At 41.2% G+C, this 20,021-nt stretch carries 12 protein-coding genes; 8 read left to right on the top strand and 4 right to left on the bottom strand.

The features are described from left to right. Window positions 1-171 precede the first annotated feature (171 nt). From ABR397_RS16990 to dhbA, 6 genes are all read left to right on the top strand, one after another. Window positions 172-3,258 carry a condensation domain-containing protein gene (locus tag ABR397_RS16990; RefSeq protein ID WP_350306798.1) on the top strand — a complete coding sequence of 1,029 codons (3,087 nt, stop codon included), beginning with the start codon at window positions 172-174 and terminating at the stop codon, window positions 3,256-3,258. A 99-nt stretch (window positions 3,259-3,357) separates the two neighbouring features. Continuing rightward, window positions 3,358-4,197, top strand: a complete 840-nt coding sequence (locus ABR397_RS16985) for an ABC transporter ATP-binding protein (protein ID WP_350306797.1) — start codon at window positions 3,358-3,360, stop codon at window positions 4,195-4,197. A 325-nt stretch (window positions 4,198-4,522) separates the two neighbouring features. Then, window positions 4,523-5,704 (top strand): isochorismate synthase, encoded by a 1,182-nt coding sequence (locus ABR397_RS16980; protein ID WP_350306796.1) that lies wholly within the window; start codon window positions 4,523-4,525, stop codon window positions 5,702-5,704. Next, window positions 5,701-7,344: a (2,3-dihydroxybenzoyl)adenylate synthase gene (locus ABR397_RS16975; RefSeq protein WP_350306795.1), complete on the top strand. Its 1,644-nt coding sequence runs from the start codon at window positions 5,701-5,703 to the stop codon at window positions 7,342-7,344. Before ABR397_RS16980 ends, ABR397_RS16975 begins: the two co-directional genes overlap by 4 nt. After that, complete coding sequence (locus ABR397_RS16970) at window positions 7,331-8,206, top strand: isochorismatase family protein (RefSeq protein WP_350306794.1); 876 nt, start codon at window positions 7,331-7,333, stop codon at window positions 8,204-8,206. The genes ABR397_RS16975 and ABR397_RS16970 overlap by 14 nt, the downstream gene beginning before the upstream one ends. Window position 8,207: 1 nt before the next feature. Continuing rightward, complete coding sequence (gene dhbA, locus ABR397_RS16965; protein ID WP_350306793.1) at window positions 8,208-8,966, top strand: 2,3-dihydro-2,3-dihydroxybenzoate dehydrogenase; 759 nt, start codon at window positions 8,208-8,210, stop codon at window positions 8,964-8,966. A gap of 328 nt (window positions 8,967-9,294) precedes the next feature. Here the strand turns inward: dhbA and ABR397_RS16960 are convergent, their stop codons facing one another. The 4 genes from ABR397_RS16960 to sbcD form a co-directional block, all read right to left on the bottom strand. Further along, on the bottom strand, window positions 9,295-9,921 hold the full coding sequence (locus ABR397_RS16960) for a tail fiber assembly protein (protein WP_350306792.1): 627 nt from the start codon (window positions 9,919-9,921) through the stop codon (window positions 9,295-9,297). 2 nt (window positions 9,922-9,923) lie between these two features. Next, window positions 9,924-10,910 (bottom strand): tail fiber protein, encoded by a 987-nt coding sequence (locus tag ABR397_RS16955; RefSeq protein WP_350306791.1) that lies wholly within the window; start codon window positions 10,908-10,910, stop codon window positions 9,924-9,926. A 1,643-nt stretch (window positions 10,911-12,553) separates the two neighbouring features. Further along, window positions 12,554-16,237 (bottom strand): AAA family ATPase, encoded by a 3,684-nt coding sequence (locus ABR397_RS16950; protein WP_350306790.1) that lies wholly within the window; start codon window positions 16,235-16,237, stop codon window positions 12,554-12,556. Further along, window positions 16,234-17,469 carry an exonuclease subunit SbcD gene (gene sbcD / locus ABR397_RS16945; protein WP_350306789.1) on the bottom strand — a complete coding sequence of 412 codons (1,236 nt, stop codon included), beginning with the start codon at window positions 17,467-17,469 and terminating at the stop codon, window positions 16,234-16,236. The genes ABR397_RS16950 and sbcD overlap by 4 nt, the downstream gene beginning before the upstream one ends. A gap of 262 nt (window positions 17,470-17,731) precedes the next feature. Between sbcD and phoB the strand changes: the two genes are divergently transcribed. Further along, window positions 17,732-18,421 (top strand): phosphate regulon transcriptional regulator PhoB, encoded by a 690-nt coding sequence (gene phoB / locus ABR397_RS16940; protein ID WP_350306788.1) that lies wholly within the window; start codon window positions 17,732-17,734, stop codon window positions 18,419-18,421. Between the two features lie 23 nt (window positions 18,422-18,444). Further along, window positions 18,445-19,782: a phosphate regulon sensor histidine kinase PhoR gene (gene phoR, locus ABR397_RS16935; protein WP_350306787.1), complete on the top strand. Its 1,338-nt coding sequence runs from the start codon at window positions 18,445-18,447 to the stop codon at window positions 19,780-19,782. Window positions 19,783-20,021: the final 239 nt, after the last annotated feature.

Below are 20,021 nucleotides of genomic sequence, written 5' to 3'. Positions count from 1 at the left end.
GTCAATTGGTTAGGACATTAATTCAATAAGTAACCGGACAGTGGTGTGAAACTTATTCTACCCGACAGAAAATGGAGGGCGGTTGTATGAGTGGGATCACATCTTCTGTCCGGAAAATGGTAAAAGATTAATATGTAGATGTAGCCCTGCGTTGACTGGAGAAGCGGGAATATGGCAAGAGAGTTTAAGCGGATACTGACAGATGATGAAGCATTGCTTTTGGATGAGGTATTCAATGCCCATGCTGATGGTCATTTATCTTCGGAAGCCCAAGAAACTGAAAAGGATTTAACTGAATTTGAAGAGATGGTGTGGCTTCATCATCAACAGGATCCTGATGTTTCAGGTCAGTTTGCCTGTGCCTGGTCATTGACAGGAAATATCAACATAGGCCGACTCATCAGGGCATTAGAGCTTCTTACTAAAGAGATAGTTGGAATTAATGTTAGGTATCGTTTTGATGATGAAGGCGATTTGCATAAATATTGCGATCCAACAGCGGATTCTCCTATCGAAATTTATCAGATTCAGTCTGATGAAGAAGCGATAAATAGGCTACTTAAGGATCAGTGCAAACCTATCAGGCTTGATGAACATCCACCTGTCAAATTCATGTTGTTTATGAATGGCAAGCATGGGGTTATTTTAGGTGTGATTGTGCATCATATTCTAAGAGATAGTGTGTCATGGCCTCAGATGTTTACCATGCTTTCTGATGTCTATAATAATGGCCTGAAGACTATCGGATTTGGCAAGGAAGATTTATTTCGCAAGGCAATCCCGGCTAAATGGTTATCATGTGAGTCTGGAAAGATTGGCATTCCCTGGCTCTATAAATCCGATACCGCCAGAGGGGCGCTAATTAAAGAAACGGGTAAAATCAGTTGCCTTGATGATTCTCTTCATCATCGTCTTGTGGGCAGATATCGTACTACAATCAATGTTGATGCACTTGCTCCATTGTTGCCTGCGGAAAACACAGCATATTCAGCCTTGGCAACAGTAACCGCATTATTTGGTTACTATATTGCTATGATAGGCTCTCATTTGGACGTGAATATCAGTGTGTCGTGCGACCCGGAATATACACATGATGAACTCAACAGCCCATTTTTCTACCCAGAATTAATGTCGTTGCGTGTGTGCCGGGATGACAAAAGCCTGGATAAAATAATTGCCGATCTTGAAAGGCAGATAGAAAGCGGCAATCTACAAACTGGCAATGAGATGGAGTTCGGGCATGACAGCCCGCATATCCTTGTGACTTGGCTTAATCAATCCCAGCCGTCGCTTAGGTTGAATGATGCAATGGTTGAGTTATTACCTATTCCACCGTTAAACGCGCATTTTGATATCTCGCTGGCAGCTGGAAATGTAAATGATGGGCGATGGTTTCTTGAATTAATAACGGGCCCGTCAGTATCCGCACATATTGGCGCGTTTTTGTTAGAAGGTTTTTGTACATTTATTCATGAACAAGATGTCACTATTGCGCCAGAACTTACGTCTGTTTTTTCGCTTCCAACGAAGAAAAAACATGAAGATATCAGTGATACAGCACTTATTATCGCCAAACAACAAAAAGAACATAAGGCAACTGACAAAAGCGATAGCCATCGTAAAATAGCCAATATTATCCTGAATGAATTCAGGCAAGCGCTCTCCTCACCGGAAATGACAGCCAGTGATGACTTTTTCGATCTTGGCGGGCATTCACTCATTGCCACCCGCGTGATAGGCAGATTACTGAGCTTACATAATATAGAGATCCATATTAACCATCTCTTTAGTTATCCGACCGCGTTGAAACTTGCCGAATATGCGCAATGTCATGATCCTATTGATGAAAACAAAGATGAATTGAGGGAAGAACAATTTGAAGAAGGTATTTCGGTTGTCGCCCCTTTATCTCTTGCGCAAAAATCTCTATGGAAAGCGTATGCGGCATTTGATTTCAACGATATCTTCAACTTACCTTTTATTTTAAAATTTTCTGCAATTATTAATGAGCAGGTACTTAAGCAAGCTTTTTTTGATGTACTGCAAAGACATTCTGTATTGCGTAGCCTATTTTATCAGGAAGAGGGCGAAGTCTATCAACGTGTCGTTCCAATGAAGGACTTATCGGGCTATCAGTGGTTTTGGGGTTCTCATGAATATGGTCTCCTTTCCTCAGAAGAAATATTAAAAAAAGAGGGGAAATATCTGTTTGATCTATCTGAAGAACTGCCTTTGCGCATTAAATTTGTCACCGATAACGCTTCAGGGCAGCAGTTTTTATCCATGTTATTTCATCATGTGGCACTTGATGAATGGTCTGTTACTTTGCTGATGGAAGAGCTGAAACATGCCTATAAATATAGGTTGATAAATGAGACGCCAACATGGCAAGAGCAACCTTTACCATTCCTTCAATATGCAATCAGGCAAAATAGTGAGGGAATGAATCAGTCTCATCTTGATTATTGGGTTAATAATTTACGGGGCGCGCCAAGCGGGGAACCCATTTTTAAAAATGCGGCCACCGAGTTATCTGGGCAGGCGAATTCCTGTGAAGGCATTGAGTTTGGGATTGAAAAAGTGGTGGCTCAAGGCTTGCAGTCACTTGCCAGAAAAAATGGCGCTTCATTCTTTAATATTCTTTACGCCAGTATTGTTGCATCGCTCAATTTACTGGGGGCAACCGATGATCTTATGGTGGGAACATCGGCTTCAGGACGTGATGACGCGAGCTTCTTTGACACTGTTGGTTATTTTACTACGGTTGTGATACACAGGGTTCGCTTTACTGAACAGATGACATTTACTGATCTGATCACTCAGGTTAAGAACAACATCAATGACTCGTTGCCTTATACCGATATTCCTATTGATCTGATTGAAGAAGCCTTATCAGGCCATGCAGATCAAGGAAAAGATCATTTATTCGAGGTATATATTCAGTTACATGCAAAAAATAGTTTGAGTGGTGAGTTCCATATGTTGGATGGAAGCCATATTGCATTTCAGCAGATTGTTTTGGAAAAGCAGGAATCGTTACTGGGGCTCCACTTTGAAATTATGGAAGAGATGATTGCAGGTGAAGAAATGGTACGTGTTTTGTTTAATTATCGTTCAGATCGTTATAGTGCGGCTCAAATTGCTCAAATATCAGAGACTATCAATGGTATTTTGAGGCTGTTTGCAAAAACACAGGATAGCAATATACCGCTTAGGACGATCTTGCCAAGATTATCCGAGCGCATAGAAACCTTTTGAATACCAGAGTTTCTATTCAACACTGAATAATCCTCTTGCAGTCTGCATTGATATGAATCTTGATGCAGACTGATTAATAACGTTTTTGTGAGAGAATTGATGACAACGCTAACGCTAAAACATGATAACCAAAGTGTTTTATCACCTTGTCGCTTGAGTGTGGAAGAATTGCGTCTGGGCTACGGTGAACATATTGTCTGTGATGAACTGAATCTGCGTATCCCTGATGGTCGTTTTACCGTGATTATCGGTCCTAATGGCTGTGGTAAATCCACGCTGTTGAGAAGTTTATGTCGTCTGCTGCGTCCGGAATATGGCAGGGTTTGCCTTGATGGTCATGATATTCACGCTATACCAACACGCGCTTTGGCCCGTCAGCTGGGGTTATTACCGCAAAGTGTGCAGGCTCCTCAGGGGATCAAAGTGGTTGATTTAGTCGCGCGCGGGCGTTTTCCCCACCAGCGGTTATTACGTCAATGGAGTCATGAGGATTATGAAGCGGTGCGCCAGGCAATGGATGCGACCGGTGTGACCCAGCTTGCTGAATGTGTTGTTGATGAACTTTCAGGTGGGCAGCGCCAACGGGTTTGGGTTGCTATGGTGCTGGCTCAGCAAACGCCATTGTTACTGCTTGATGAACCGACAACCTATCTTGATATTGCTCATCAAATTGAGTTGCTTGAGCTGTTTTGTCGCCTTAATCAAGGATCCGGATATACGCTTATTGCTGTGCTTCATGATTTGAATCAGGCTTGCCGGTATGCAGATCATTTGATTGTGATGGCGGGGGGACGGATTGTGGTGGAAGGGGCGCCTGGTGAGATCATTACAACAACGTTAGTCTCTGAGGTTTTTGGACTCGATTGTGTCATTATTGATGATCCCGTCAGCCATACCCCCTTAATTATTCCGCAGGGACGGCGTTTTACAAAGGGATAGATATGATTTTTAAATGTATTTTTTAATAATAATATTGATGATTATTATCATTAAAATAATATTAATATCGTTGAGCTATGCCTGATAGATTCAATCAACAACTTTTAATATCAGGCAGAATAACAGGATGGCGCGAAATGAGATCTCCAAATGGAATAAGGGGGGAATGTTTTAAATATATACATTTTTATAAAATTAAATCATATCGAAGTTTTATTATTGGCAATTTACGTCGTTATTTTATTTATAGCAAGTGGTGCAAAGTTATGTCGAGGCAAGAATTCCATTTTCGTGGTCACACGATTAACAGATAGAGGTAAAACTTGTGCCAGATCTATATAGAGATACTTTGCTGACTGGTTTTAATGATCTTAATAATAAGGATTTTCTGTTTCTTTCATCCAGTAAAAGTCTATTGGCACAAGGGCAATATGCGATTGTGTCAAGGCCACTTAATGATGCAGCAAACCCTGATAGCCTGATTCAGCAAGAAATACGTCAATTATTCCAACAAGCGAAGAGTGATGGGATTGAAAATCCTGTTCTGGTGGGGGCAATTCCATTCGATAAACAGCAAAATGCGGCGCTTTTTGTCCCTGAACAATGCAATTGGTTCCAAAGAAAGCAGTTTCCCTCGCTTATTGCCAATTCAATCTATACAGAAAAAAGACGTACCCAGTGGCCTGATAAAGCACACTTTAGCCAGATGGTGAACACTGCGATTGATGCAATGCGCAATCATACATTAGACAAAGTTGTTCTTTCGCGGCTACTCGATATTGAAACCCATCAGCCATTAGATTCAATTCAACTATTACGGCATCTTAATCGGCAAAATAGTTGGTGTTATAACTTCCATGTTCCGTTGGAAAATGGAGCATTGATTGGGGCGAGCCCAGAATTATTAGTGCGTAAACAGGGCAATACTATCTTTTCTCAGCCGCTGGCAGGCTCTGCAAAGCGCAGTGAAAACCAGCAAGATGATTACAAATTACGCCAGGCGCTTATTCAGTCCGTCAAAGATAATTATGAGCATCGGTTGGTAACCGATATGATGAGAAACGTACTTGAAAGCCGTTGTCAAAAATTACATATCTCTGAAATGCCTTCCACCATCAGCACGCCAGTACTTTGGCACCTTGCCACCGATATTGAGGGAGAGTTAAAGGCGCCACAGGAAAATGCACTTTCTGTTGCTTGCCTGCTTCATCCTACTCCGGCCCTCTGTGGCACACCGTATCAGACCGCGAAAAACTTAATTGAGGAATTAGAGCCGTTTAAACGAAACCTCTTTGGCGGCATTGTGGGGTGGTGTGACGAGAAAGGGAATGGTGAGTGGGTGGTGACTATCCGCTGTGGTGAAGTGAATGGTTCACGGGTAAGACTATTTGCGGGAGCTGGCATTGTGCCTGATTCGAAACCAGAGTCAGAGTGGCAGGAAACAGAGGTTAAGTTTTCAACGATGATGCGTGCATTCGAGTTTTCACAGGAGGCATGCCCAGCATGATAGTTGAATTTAATCGTTGGCCGAAAGCGCTGGAACAGCGCTATCGTCAGTGTGGTTATTGGATAGATCTCCCGCTTAGTGACATTTTGACCCGTCAGTCAAACAACGGGCAAATTGCGCTTATCTGTGGAGATCGTCAGTTCAGCTATGCTGAACTTAACCTGTTGGTGGATAGTTTGGCCGCAGCATTACAACGACAAGGCGTTAAACGAGGACAAACTGCCTTAATTCAATTGGGGAATGGGGCCGAGTTTTATATTGTTTTCTTTGCTTTATTACGGCTTGGGGTCGTTCCGGTCAACGCTATATTTAGCCATCAGCGCAGTGAACTTTGTGCTTATGCTGATCAGATTAACCCCGCACTGTTGATTGCTGATCGCAACCATTCCTTGTTTAGCGACGACAATTTTATTGATGAGCTCAGAGCCTGTACGCCGTCTTTGCGTCACGTTGTCTTATTTGGTGATAATGGCAGTATTCTGGATTTTGAGACGCTATTGGCAGAAGGCGCGGATGATTTTATCGCTGATCCAACACCGGCTGATGAAGTCGCATTTTTCCAATTGTCGGGGGGGAGTACAGGGACACCTAAACTTATTCCCCGAACGCATAATGATTATTATTACAGTATTCGCGCCAGTGTGGAAATTTGCCAGTTTAATGCTGAAACTCGCTATTTATGCGCACTTCCTGCTGCGCATAACTTTCCTATGAGCTCACCGGGGGCATTAGGGGCGTTTTACAGCGGAGGGCAAGTTATTTTAGCGAATAACCCCAGCGCTGATTGCTGTTTTCCGCTTATCCAACAACATCAGGTGAATGTTACTGCATTGATACCGCCAGCAGTCAGTGTATGGCTTGAAGCGATAGCGCTTAGTGGTAACCGTGACGCACTAAAAAGCTTGCGACTGCTACAGGTCGGTGGGGCAAGGTTAAGTGAGAACCTGGCAAGACGTATTCCAAAAGAGATGGAATGCCAGCTACAACAAGTTTTCGGTATGGCTGAAGGATTAGTGAACTATACCCGGCTGGATGATGACGAACGGCATATTTTTACGACGCAAGGCCGTCCGACCAGTCAGGATGATGAAGTTTGGGTTGCTGATAACGATGGCAATCCTGTTCCTCCCGGCGTCGCTGGCCGATTGATGACTCAGGGGCCTTATACCTTCCGCGGATATTACCGCAGTCCACAGCATAATCAGCAATGTTTTGACAGTAATGGGTTCTACTGTTCTGGTGATCTCGTCATCATAGCGCCTGATGGTTATTTACAAGTCGTGGGGCGTGAAAAAGATCAAATCAATCGCGGTGGGGAAAAAATTGCGGCTGAGGAAATTGAGAATCTGCTGCTTCGGCACCCTGATGTCATTTATGCCGCGCTTGTCGCTATTCCTGATTCGCTAATGGGTGAAAAAAGCTGTGCTTTTGTCGTATTACGAAAACCGATAAAAGCCGTAGTCTTACGGCGTTATCTGCGTGAGCAGGGAATAGCAGATTATAAATTACCTGACCGGTTTGAACCTATTCCCTCACTGCCGATAACACCTGTCGGAAAAATAGACAAGCAACAATTACGTCAACTTGCTAAACAATTTGTTCAGCCATCACTCGTTGGAGAAAGAAATGAGTATTCCTAAACTTAATAGTTATGACTTACCTGTGGCAGAAGGACTTCCGACAAACAAGGTCAATTGGTCGTTGGATAAAAATCGGGCTGCGTTATTAATTCATGATATGCAAAATTACTTTCTTAACTTCTGGGAAGAAAATAGTCCATTAATTGATCAAATCGTGACTAATATTGCCAAGTTGATAGAAATCTGCCGGGAAAATGGAATACCGGTATTTTATTCCGCTCAACCTAACCAGCAGAGTGATGAGGAGAGGGCGCTGTTAAATGATATGTGGGGACCAGGGCTGAACTGCCACCCTGAACTACAAAAAATTACAGATGCGCTTGCACCGCAGGCGGGTGATATTGTCATGGATAAATGGCGATATAGCGCATTTCAGCGCACTGATTTTGAGCAACAGCTCAAAATAGCTGGGCGTGATCAACTTATTATCTGTGGCGTTTATGCGCATATTGGCTGTTTAATGACGGCGACTGACGCGTTCATGCGTGATATACAGCCCTTTATGGTTGCGGATGCTTTAGCCGATTTCAGTTATGAAGAACATATGATGGCGCTTAAATATACCGTTGGGCGCTGTGGGCGTGTAGAGACTACCGAGCAGCTTCTTGTTGCCTTAGATGTAAAACAAGAGCAATGGAATAAAACCCGCCTCAAAGCGCTATTACTGCCTTTGTTAGATGAGGATAGCGATGATATTGGTGATGATGAGAACTTGCTTGATTATGGGCTGGATTCTGTACGCATTATGTCTCTCATTTCCCATTGGCGCCAGCAAGGATATGAAGTGGATTTCATTTCGTTAATGAAAAATCCGACAATAAATGGTTGGATGGCATTATTCACTGAGCGTCAGGGAGCCTGAAATGAGTATTGCGCTTGATTTTAGCGATAAAATTGTCTGGATAACTGGCGCTGGCAGCGGTATTGGTTATCAGACGGCTTACCGTTTTCAGCAAGCGGGCGCGAAGGTAATTGGGTTTGACATCACGTTCCCTGAGGGGGATTTGCCTTTTACGCCGTATTTGCTTGATATCAGTGATCCTATTGCCGTTTCGCGTTGTTGTGAACAACTCCTTGCACAACAACCGCAACTAGATGTGCTGGTCAATGGTGCAGGAATATTACGTCTTGGCACGATTGAAGAGACAACATTTAACGATTGGCAACAGTGCTTGTCTGTCAATGCGGGAGGGGTATTCAATCTATTTCAGGCGACTATTCCCCAGTTTCAACGCCAAAAGGCGGGGGCAATTGTCACTATTGCATCAAATGCGGCTCATGTTCCTCGTGTTGGCATGTCGGCCTATTGTGCTTCTAAAGCTGCACTGCGTAGTCTCTGCCTGAGTGTTGGGCTGGAATTAGCGCCTTATGGCGTTCGTTGTAATCTTATTTCACCAGGATCGACAGATACACCAATGCAGCGTGGTATGTGGCAAACCGGAGCGTCTAAACAGCAAGTCATTCAGGGATCTCCTGAATTATTTAAACTTGGCATCCCACTTGGGAAGATAGCGACGTCAACAGAAATTGCTGATGCGGTCTTGTTTATGGCTTCTGATCTCGCCGGCCATATTACTTTACAAGATATTGTCATCGATGGTGGTGCAACGCTTGGCGCTTAATCGCCTGTTATGATGAATAAAGTGCTGTATTAGAGATTGCTGGAAATGAAAATACTTTTTATCATTTCCAGCATTTGAAATCTTCAATACAGACTTAAGTTTTCGGGGCAGTTCATCAGGACTGGATTTTACTTTTTATGGTGATTTTCATCATGAAAAGTGATTTTTAATTGGTAGATTCAATTATTAGAAACCATTCCCTATAATTTATGCCAATTACTCATAAAATATCGATAAGCTCGCTTTTATACGAGCTTTTATTAAGTCAAAAAGAGGATTAAAAAACAGCTTTTTATCAACATTCAAAGATGGTGAAATTTTAACGCTATTATTCTTGCGGTTTTTCGGGCCAATTAATATCTGGTGCCGATGAAATATCAATCCGACTTAATAATACCAGATACTTTTTCCAACCCAACAATAACGTTTTTTCAGCTTCTGATGCCATTTCAGTTTCAACCGCATATTGCAGCACAGTTATAACTTCATCGGCTTGTCGGCGAAGAGCGGCACGTTGTTGTTCTGCCTGTTTAATTTGACTGACTTTTTGCGCTTCAACATCTATTACCCATATTTCACCATCCCACTTATCAAACTCGGTAGCCGGTTGCTTGAATGTCAATGTTTCTGGTAATTCGCCCAATTCAGTCACTTCTTGTTGTGCACCTGTCTGCGTGTTGTGAGCTATTTTCCCTCGGTGGTCAGGTATGATTTCCCAATAACTTCCGTCCTCACTGCGGCGCACTGCCATATTATCAGCATTGGGAAGGTCTGGCGCGTCAAGGTAAGAATGTGCTGACAAACCTACACCTTCTGCAACATATTCGAAATCAGTCCCAGCGAATTCCCTCGAATAAGTATTAGCATGATAAACCTTTATCCAGCCAGCTTGAGTTGCTAATCCATCTTCACCTAATATGGCGGTTTCTGAATCTGAAATATAATTTTGTGTCATTATTATTCTGCCTTTACGATGTAGTTAAATGCGATATTGCGAGGTCTTGATACGCCTAGATATCCCTTACTCGCTACTCCAGTCGGCCTACCTCCAGTATATTTAACTCTTGTCGAAATATCGCTACTTCCGGGAACATCCCACTTCAATTTTTCACGATCATTGAGTGAGAAGGTAACAATATTATCGCCATAACCAACTTCCTGTACCAAATAAGCCCCTTCTTGCCATGACAATAATGATCGAGATGGATCTACCCCTCTACTATCATCCCAGCCCCGGATAAACTCGCCTCTTAAATCGGGCAATCTACCGTCAGGATAAGCTTCCGCTAACGTTGGGTACTGTGATCTATTAAAAGCTGAACCATTACAAGTGAAATAGCCTATAGGTGGATTGGGCAATGGCCAGGGAATAGGAGCGCCAACAGGAACTTCACTGATTGTTTTAATCAGTTTATCTACCTCTGCTCGTGTATAGACTTCTGTTCGAGTATATGCTCCCACATCACTCGCATTTAGATTAATATCTTCAGTTAACGCCTTACCATTTATTTTCCGGCTATTGGGTATTTTACTGTTAATATTTTCACGCAATGAATTCATGATTTCCTGAGCAAGTTTTTGTGTCACTGCCAATGTGTCATCATTACCAGTCTCATTGGTCAGTTGAACAACACCTTTTTGTGTTAACGAGGCATCGGGAACTCCTACAGCAATTTTCTGTTCTAAGGCTTTGTTTAATTGAGCGGTGAGTTTGGCTATATTACCATCATCCAAAATATCATCACTAAATTGTGTCGCAATAAAATTGGCTACAACAGAGGCTATTGTTGATGATTGGCGTAATACCTTATTTAATACATGGGTGGAGATGTTATTTTGTGGAAACCCAGTCTGAATATTTTGACTTTCTTCATATCTTTCTTGACTCACTACATTAGCATGATCACTAATGGAAAAAGCCTTAAAATCATTCTTCTGGCTCATATACTCCTCTTGAGTTGAATAATGTTTCTATGTGATTAATATGTTAAATTATCGTACAGGTGATTTCTCTCAATTGGTACCAATTATAGTCTAGCTCAGAAAAATAATAATTGAGTGTTTTTATAACTTACAGGGTTAATTATTTTTGTATAAGGGAAAGGGAGTATTAATGGCTGTGAACTATTACCCACCTATTTCCTCTTGGGTTTTTTATATTTCATGATGTTACTGTGACTCACTGGAAAATAAATTCATATGACAATAAAGTTAAAATCTGAAAATCAGTATATCTGGGTTTTCATTAAAAAACTTTTAGTTGGAAGTATATAGGCAAGCCAGTTTTCCTTCGTCGCTTTTCAAGTCTTGAATATACTCACACACCGAAATCTTTCCCTCTAATACCTTGGTATTCACGCTTTTTAAATAATTATAGGAAATTAAGTAAATATAAAATAAGCAAAGTATAGAATCGTTGATAAATAAATTAAATATAGCAGGGTAAATTAAAGTGGAATCCTGTCCTGCTTTTTATGATTGTCAGGCTTTAAACTGTTATTAAAAGTCATTGTTTTAACTTGTGGCTTTAATCGGTATAAGGTTTTCACCGTTTTTTTACTGCTTTTAACGCCGTTTTTTGTTAATTTTAATCATTATCAGATATTGTGTTTTACCTTTTAACGAAGGTTAATCATACCTGTTTTTTCAGGGTTTAAATCCTGCTAAATGAACTGTTTTATCCTTTTTTTAATTGCGTTATTTTTAGCGTTTTCTCCGTAAAATAACCGACGAGAAAGCCTTTAATGCTATTTGTTTTGATAACATTATTTTACGTGCAGATTTATTTTCAACTATTTATTAATGGTTGATGGTTTTCGATTAAATGTGATTGATTCACTTTATTAAAAGTTACATTTATTGAGTTAAACCTACCTTTTATATAAAAGCTTTAATATCTCTGTGTTAGCGCTTTTAAATGATTATGGCGAGTTAATTAAATGTAAAATAAGCGAAGTATAGAATCGCTGATAAATGAATTAAATATAGCAGAGTAAATAAAATGGAATCCTGTCCTGCTTTTTATGATTGTCAGGATTTAAACTGTTATTAAAAGTCATTGTTTTAACTTGTGGCTTTAATCGGTATAAGGTTTTTACCGTTGTTTTTACTGCTTTTAATGCCATTTTTTGTTAATTTTAATCATCACCAGATATCGTGTTTTATATTTTAACGAAGGTTAATCATACCCGTTTTTTCAGGGTTTAAATCCTGCTAAATGAACTGTTTTATCTTTTTTTAATTGCGTTATTTTTAGTGTTTTCTCCGTAAAATAATCGACGAGAAAATCTTTAATACCTATCTGTTCGGATAATGTTCCTTTACGTGCGGATTTTTTAAAACTCTTTATTAATGGTTGATGGTTTTCGATTAAATGTGATTAATTCTCTCTATTAAAAGTTACATTTATTGAGTTAAATCTACCTTTGATATAAAGTCTTTAATGTTTCTGTATTCTCATTTTTAAATGATTATGGCAATTTAGGTAAATGTAAAATAAGCAGAATATAGAATCGCTGTTAAATGAATCAAACTTGGCAGGATAAACAAAGTGAAATCCTGCCATGGCTTTTTATTATTTTCCGCTATTATTTGTTATAACGAAACTCCGGTGAGAGTTTACTTATTCCAAGTCCATTAACTTTTTTAACTTTAATTTGTACTGGTATCCGTTCTTTCATGGCTTCGACGTGGCTTATAACACCAATGGTTTTCCCAGAAGCATTCAGATGATCCAGAGCGTCGAGCGCAATATCGAGGGTTTCCGGATCAAGTGTGCCAAAGCCTTCATCCAGAAACAGCGAATCAATACAGGTTTTATTGCTGACTAAATCAGACAAAGCTAAAGCCAGAGCGAGGCTGACCAGAAAACTTTCACCACCGGAAAGCGTTTTGGTATCACGAATAGCATCGGCTTGCCAGGTATCAACGACTTGCAGTTCAAGACCATCACTGTTTTTGCGTTGTAAATAATAGCGTCCGTGAAGTTTTCTCAGCCGTTGATTGGCAAGATAAACCAGATGATCCAATGTGAGTCCTTGAGCAAAACGGCGGAATTTAGCGCCATCGGCTGAACCAATCAGGTTATTAAGGTAACTCCAGTCATCATAATTTTGTTGGCAATGGCTGATCTCTTCCAGCAAGGATTTCTGCTGTTGGCGTCGTACTGCGTCATTACCAAGCAGGTTTCTCAATTCTCCTTGTTGTAAGGTGTTTCTTTTCAGCTCATCAGTGATGTTTTCCAACTGTTCAGTCAGTTGTGATTTTGTATGTTGAGCAAGGAATTCAGGACGATTTTTCAGATGTTGCTGCTGGGCTTCTGCTGCTTTTTGACACAAGGTTTTGATCTGTATCTGTTGTTGTTCGAGCCGTTCTTTGAGTTGTTGCAACTCCTTACGTTGCTCTGGTGATAATAGGGCTGCTTCAAAGGTACTTTGATCGGTAAATATACTTTCAGCTAATGCAGAGTTGAAATTCTGTTCTGACTGCTGTTTTTGTTGTTCAGCTTGTTTGCTGCTTTTTTCAGTCTCATGAATTGCGCCGGTAAGCTGGCTGATACTGGATTGTGCTTGTTGCAGATGTGACAGCGCCTGTTTGTATTTTTCTTCCAACTGCTGAGAATGTTGCTGTAATGCCTGAGTAATTTTCGCGACCGACTGTTCACCAAATAGTTTTTGGCGCTGTTGTTGCGTCTCTGCGAGTTGCTGTTTCTGTTGTTGTTCTTTTTGATAAAATACGTTTAAACGGGATGTATATTCTTCTTTTTGTTTATTCAATGATTCAATCTGACTTTGAACGATGGCTTGTTCTTTCTGAATCTGTTGCCAATTTTCACGACAGTTTTGATATACCTGCCACTCATTTCTACGTTGTTGCAGCCAGTTTTCAGCATCATTCAGGATTGGTAGTGATAAGCCATATTTCTGTAATTCAGAAGTCATTTTTTCGATAATATCAGCCAGTTTACTCTGTTGTTGCTGTATCTCTGGTTGCAGTTCAGACTGGCCCTTTTTCAGGGCATTGTATTGTTGTTTATTCAGTTCAATTTGTTGCTCAATTTTTTTAATTTGTTCTTTATGGACTGTTAGCGTTTTTTCTGTTTTTTGATGTTCTTTTTCTGCCAGTTGAAACTCGGCTAATTGGGTCAGACAAAGCTGATAAGCCGATTGGTTCTGCTGTACAAATGCTTCAAGTGCCGGTTTATCTGAAGGAGAAATTTCAGTTTGTAATGTTTCGCAAGTTTGTTGCCATTGTTGAATTAATGAATTCAATGCTGGTTCAGCATCAGCAATTTCTTGCAAAATATGGTTGTATTGTTGCTGTTGAAATTCGTTTTTATTAACTAATGATATTCTGGTAGTTTGTAGTTCTTCAAATTCCTGACGTAAATCTTTTAGGCGTTGTTCTGATTTTGGTAGTTCAATCTTTTGATAAGCTTGAATAGCCGGATGATGTTCGGAACCGCAAAGTGGACAAGGAACGCCTTCTTTGAGTTGTGCCCGTTCTTTTTCCAAGCTGACAATTTTTTGTTCTAACTGAATACGTTGAGAAAGATCGGCTAAATGTTGCTGTTTGTCTGAGAGTTGTTTATCAATAGATCCAATTTGAACAGGCAGTTCCTTTAATAATTTTTCCGGTTGTTGTAAACGAACACGATTACTGGCAATTGTGGTTTGTAATTGCAGGATCTGCGGGGATAGTATTTCCAGTTTATGTTGTAGTGGCTGTCGTTCCTGATATTTAGTTAATTGTTTTTGTAATTTCTCCGGTGAATATTGTTTTTGCAGATGAAAAAATTGCTGCTCTGCCAGTTCAAATGCCAGTTTCAGAGGTTGGTTATTTTCAATCTGTTGTTTTAGGTCTGCTTCTTGTTTATGCAGGTTAGTGTTGAGCTGTGTGATTTCGGCGGTGAACTTGTCAATTTTTTGAGTCTGGTGATTAATCTGTTGTTGCTGTTCTTGCCACCAAGAGAATTGGTGTTGCCAGAAAGCAATTTTTTCACCGAAATATTGATGGTAAGTCTGTTGTTCGAAATAGTTTTCTAGTTGTTTTCTTTGACTGGTTAATGATAGGGCGTGCTGGTTTGCCGCGTTATATTGTTGATCATTGTTTTCAAACGCTATTTTCTGTTCGCCGATTTGTTGCAGTGTAAGATTAAGATCTTTAATCTGACTATCAATCTGATGCTCCAATGGGATCACCTGTTCTGATATCAGTTTTTCTTGTTGTTGCCGGTGTTGTTGATGTGCTTCTCTGGCTGAATCGGCATCAGTCACTTTTTGTTGTATCGGCGTGAATATCTGCTGCTGTTGATGAAGTTGCTGACGCATATCTTCCAACTGTTTATTGATTCTCTGATGTTCATACTGAGTTCGGTTTTTGTTATCCAATAATGGACGAAGTATTTCTGCTGGTTCACTGTTGGCCAGTTTTTGCAGCTGCGGCTCTGCATGGGTAAGCGCTTTTTCTGCTTGTTGTAAAGCAACCTGATTTTCAGTAGCAAATTGTTGAAGTTCTTCCTCTCGAATCAGCCATTGCTCCGAATGTTGCAGGGTTTTTATTTGTTGATTCAGTCGTGATTCAGAATCAGCGAGTTGTTGCTGTTGTTCGAGATATTGTTGATGCTGTTCTTCCGTTAACAAATCAATGGCAGAGGTTTTGGCTTGCAAAATACCCAGTTCTGACTGGGCTTCTTTATGTTGCTGGTAAATTTGTTGGGATAAAATACCGTAAATTTCAGTGCCAGTTAATTCTTCTAATAAATCAGCCCGTTCATTAGGTTGGGCATTGAGGAAAGCAGCGAAGTCTCCTTGGGATAACAGCATGGATTTGGTGAAACGACCGTAATCCAATCCGGTAATTTCGATAATTTTCTCTTTCTTATCCTGGATCTTATCTGCCAGAATTTTGCCGTTGCTGCTGAATGCGAGTTCCACTTTGGGGGCTTGCAGATTGCCGTCCGGCTGGTTGCGCGCTCGCCGTTGGCTCCAGAAAGCGCGGTAAGCGACACCTTTCACTTCAAACTCAACTTCTGCCAGGGATTCTGCTGTGTGGCGGGTCATCAGCTCATTTTGTGATGCTGAAACTGTCAGGCGCGGGGTTTCGTGATAAAGGGCAAGGCAGATGGCATCCAATAATGTGGTTTTACCTGCACCGGTAGGGCCGGTTATTGCGAACAGGCCACTGCTGGCAAACGGCTCTGTTGTGAAATCAATCTTCCATTCGCCTTGTAATGAATTAATGTTTTTCAGCCGCAGACTCAGAATTTTCATGCCTGTTCCTCCTTGTTTTTATCCTGATAGATATTATTCAGTGTTTGTTCGAAAAGGGTGGTCAGACGTTTTTTGTGTTCTTCATCTTCAAGTTCTGACTGTTCAAGCCGCCGGGTAAAAACTTCGTTAACGCTGAGTTCTGTCAGGGTTTCTCTGTTTTCTTGCGCCAGCATATTTTGTCGCTGTGTTTTACTACGCCGTAGCAGAATGACTTCAACAGGAAGTTTTGTAACCATCAATTGAACTCTTTTCTGGATATCGTGGAGATAATCTTGTGTGGCAACTTCAATATCTAACCAGACGGGTTGCTCGCCTTTATAGTCATTAAAAGTCTGTAACTGTTGCTCAATTTGTTGCAGATCACCCCTGATAAGTTGCATGGGCTGATATTGAGGAATAGGTAAAAGTGTAATGGATGCCAGTTTGTCTTGGGTGAATTCCACCAAACAGACGCTTTTTTCCTGCCCGACTTCATCAAAACTGAGCGGTATGGGGGAACCGCTGTAGCGAATATGTTCAGATTTAGCCACGATTTGTGGCCGGTGAATATGCCCAAGTGCAATATAGTCCGCCGGTGGGAAAGCTTGCGCCGGGAAGGCATCAAGTGTACCAATATAAATATCCCGGACTGAATCTGTGGCTGAGGCGCCAACGGTGGTTAGATGCCCGGTGGCAATAATAGGTAAGGGTAAATCCAGTTCATCACGTAATTTACGTGCTTGCTGATAGAGTTGATCATAGTGTTCTGCAATTGCTTCCTGTAACGCCAGTTGTTTTTGTTCTCCTGACTGACCTGACTGGCTGGTCATAATATCTCTTGGCCGCAGAAAAGGGATTGAGCAGAGAATGGCGCCAGCTTGACCTTCCCTGGTGTTAAGTGTTTTTATCTGTTTTTGTGGATCTTCGTCAGCATTCGCAATGACGGTGGTATTCAGGCAGGAAAGCAGTTCTTTTGATTCATTCAACGTTGCCACGGAGTCATGATTACCACCAAGGATAATTAACTGACAGCCAGTAGGTTGCAGTTCAACAACAAAGCGATTATATAGCTCACGGGCGTAACTGGGCGGCGAGCCGGTATCAAACACATCTCCGGCAACAATTAATGCATCAACCCGGTAATTTTCAACCTGTTTAATCAGCCAACGCAGAAAATGTTGATGTTCAACAGCCCGGCTTTTTGTAAAAAAATATTGACCAAGATGCCAGTCCGAAGTGTGAATAATACGCATAGTGCCGCCGCAATGGATTAAAGTGAATGATGATTATAATGGCTATATTCTGAATGTCGCCTTTAAATCTGGCTTCGTGAATATATCTCCGAGCCGCTTCGCATTCATGATGAAATATGATAGTTGTTTGAATTAATTATTGCGAAACAGATTGCAGGTGGAGGATAACCGAGGCAGGATTTCATAAATCTGTCATAAAACTGACGCATAATGCCTTTTAAAACTCAGTCGCGTTTATCTCAATATTTAACAGGATTAACCCATGACAAGACGTATTCTGGTCGTTGAAGATGAAGCTCCGATTCGTGAGATGGTCTGTTTTGTGCTGGAAAAAAATGGCTATCAACCGGTAGAGGCGGAGGATTATGATTCTGCGCTGGCATGTTTATCTGAACCCTATCCTGATTTGGTGTTATTGGATTGGATGATCCCTGGTGGTTCTGGTTTGCAGATGATCAAGCAAATGAAACGGGATAATAATGTCCGTGATATTCCGGTGATGATGCTGACCGCACGTGGTGAAGAGGAAGATCGGGTTCGCGGCCTCGAAGTTGGGGCAGATGACTATATAACCAAGCCTTTCTCTCCTAAAGAGCTGGTTGCCAGAGTCAAAGCGGTATTGCGGCGTATTTCACCTATGGTGATGGAAGATATCATTGAAATGAATGGCTTGGTTTTGGATGTTACTTCCCATCGTGTGACCAGTCAGGACCTGGCTCTGGATATGGGGCCGACCGAGTTTAAATTACTTCATTTCTTTATGACTCATCCTGAGCGGGTCTACAGCCGTGAACAGTTGCTCAATTATGTTTGGGGAGCAAATGTTTATGTTGAAGACAGAACTGTTGATGTGCATATTCTCCGTTTACGTAAAGTATTAGAGATTGGTGGTCATGATAAAATGGTGCAGACCGTTCGCGGTACTGGTTATCGTTTTTCTACCCGTTACTGAGTTTGCGCGCCGGAGAACATGATGTGTTAGAACGTTTATCCTGGAAAAAACTGGTTTCAGAACTGTTTCTTTTTTGTTTGCCTGCATTAGTTTTGTCGATATTTATTGGTCATTTGTCCTGGTGCTTGTTTGCTTCGGTATTTTTGGCGCTGATATGGCATGGCTATAATTTGCTGAAACTTTCGGATTGGTTATGGTTAGATCGTAGGATGTTGCCGCCGTCGGGAAGGGGGGGATGGGAGCCGATTTTTTATGGTATTCACCAAATGCAGCAACGGAACCGGAAACGGCGCCGTGAACTGGCGCTGTTGATCAAACGGTTTCGTAGCGGCGCTGAGTTATTGCCGGATGCTATTGTTATGATGACAACTGAGGGTAATATTTTCTGGTGTAACCGTTTGGCCCAGCATTTACTGGGTTTTCGTTGGCCTGAGGACAATGGGCAGCCTATTTTTAATTTACTTCGTTATCCTGATTTTAATCGGTATATGCTTTCCAGGGATTTTGTACGTCCGTTATCAATAGAATTAAATAATGGTTTCACTGTTGAGTTTCGGGTTATGCCTTACTCTGGAGAGCAACTATTAATGGTTGCCAGGGATGTGACGCAGAAACGGGCCCTGGAAAATGCCCGCCGTGACTTTTTTGCCAATGTCAGCCATGAAATGCGTACCCCTTTAACTGTATTGCAGGGTTATCTGGAAGTCATGCAGGATCAGGAGGTGTCTGGCTCGCTGAGTAATAAGGCGCTGAATACAATGCAGGAACAAACTCGGAGGATGGATAGTCTGGTGAAGCAATTATTGCTGCTTTCTAAAATCGAAGCGGCTCCTCAGATTGATATGAATGAAGTAGTTGATGTGCCTTTGATGCTTAAGGTATTGCGTCAGGAAGCCGCCGCGCTTGGTAATGAATGCTATAAAATTAATTTTGATATTAGTGAAAAACTAAAAGTTTTCGGCAATGAAGAGCAGATTCGTAGTGCAATGTCGAATCTGGTTTATAACGCGGTTAATCATACCCCGAAAGGCACTCAGATTGATATCAGTTGGAAAAAGAACTCCCACGGCGCCGAGTTTATTGTGAAAGATAATGGACCAGGTATCAGTGCAGAACATTTACCCCGTTTGACTGAACGTTTTTATCGGGTAGATAAAGCCCGTTCCAGGCAAACGGGTGGAAGCGGTCTCGGTCTTGCTATTGTTAAGCATGCTTTACATCACCACCATTCCCACCTTGAAATCTCCAGTGAAATAGGTCAAGGAACAACTTTCAGTTTTACTTTATTGTCAGGATTGATTGTACCGGCTAAATTAACCAGTAAAAGAGATAATAATGATTTAATTAAAAGCAATAATTAACTTGTGAAATTAATTATTAGCTTTGAAGGTTAAAAAAAACACAAATCATATAGTGTGTATTCAATGATAGCTAACAGCAATCACTGGTTTTGAAAAAGAGTGCAGTATATGACTCTGCATTCTGGTTTATCTATTGCCTTCTGACACTATAAAAGTTTTACTTGTGGGCAGTTGCTGGCGATTCTATCTATAATAACCACTATGGTTCTGTATTAAACAGGTACAGGTGAATATTATTT

The sequence above is a fragment of the Photorhabdus viridis genome (assembly GCF_040256935.1).
Classification (GTDB): domain Bacteria; phylum Pseudomonadota; class Gammaproteobacteria; order Enterobacterales; family Enterobacteriaceae; genus Photorhabdus; species Photorhabdus viridis.
Note: the sequence above shows the minus strand (reverse complement) of the source record. Positions and strands in the feature narration are given on the sequence as shown.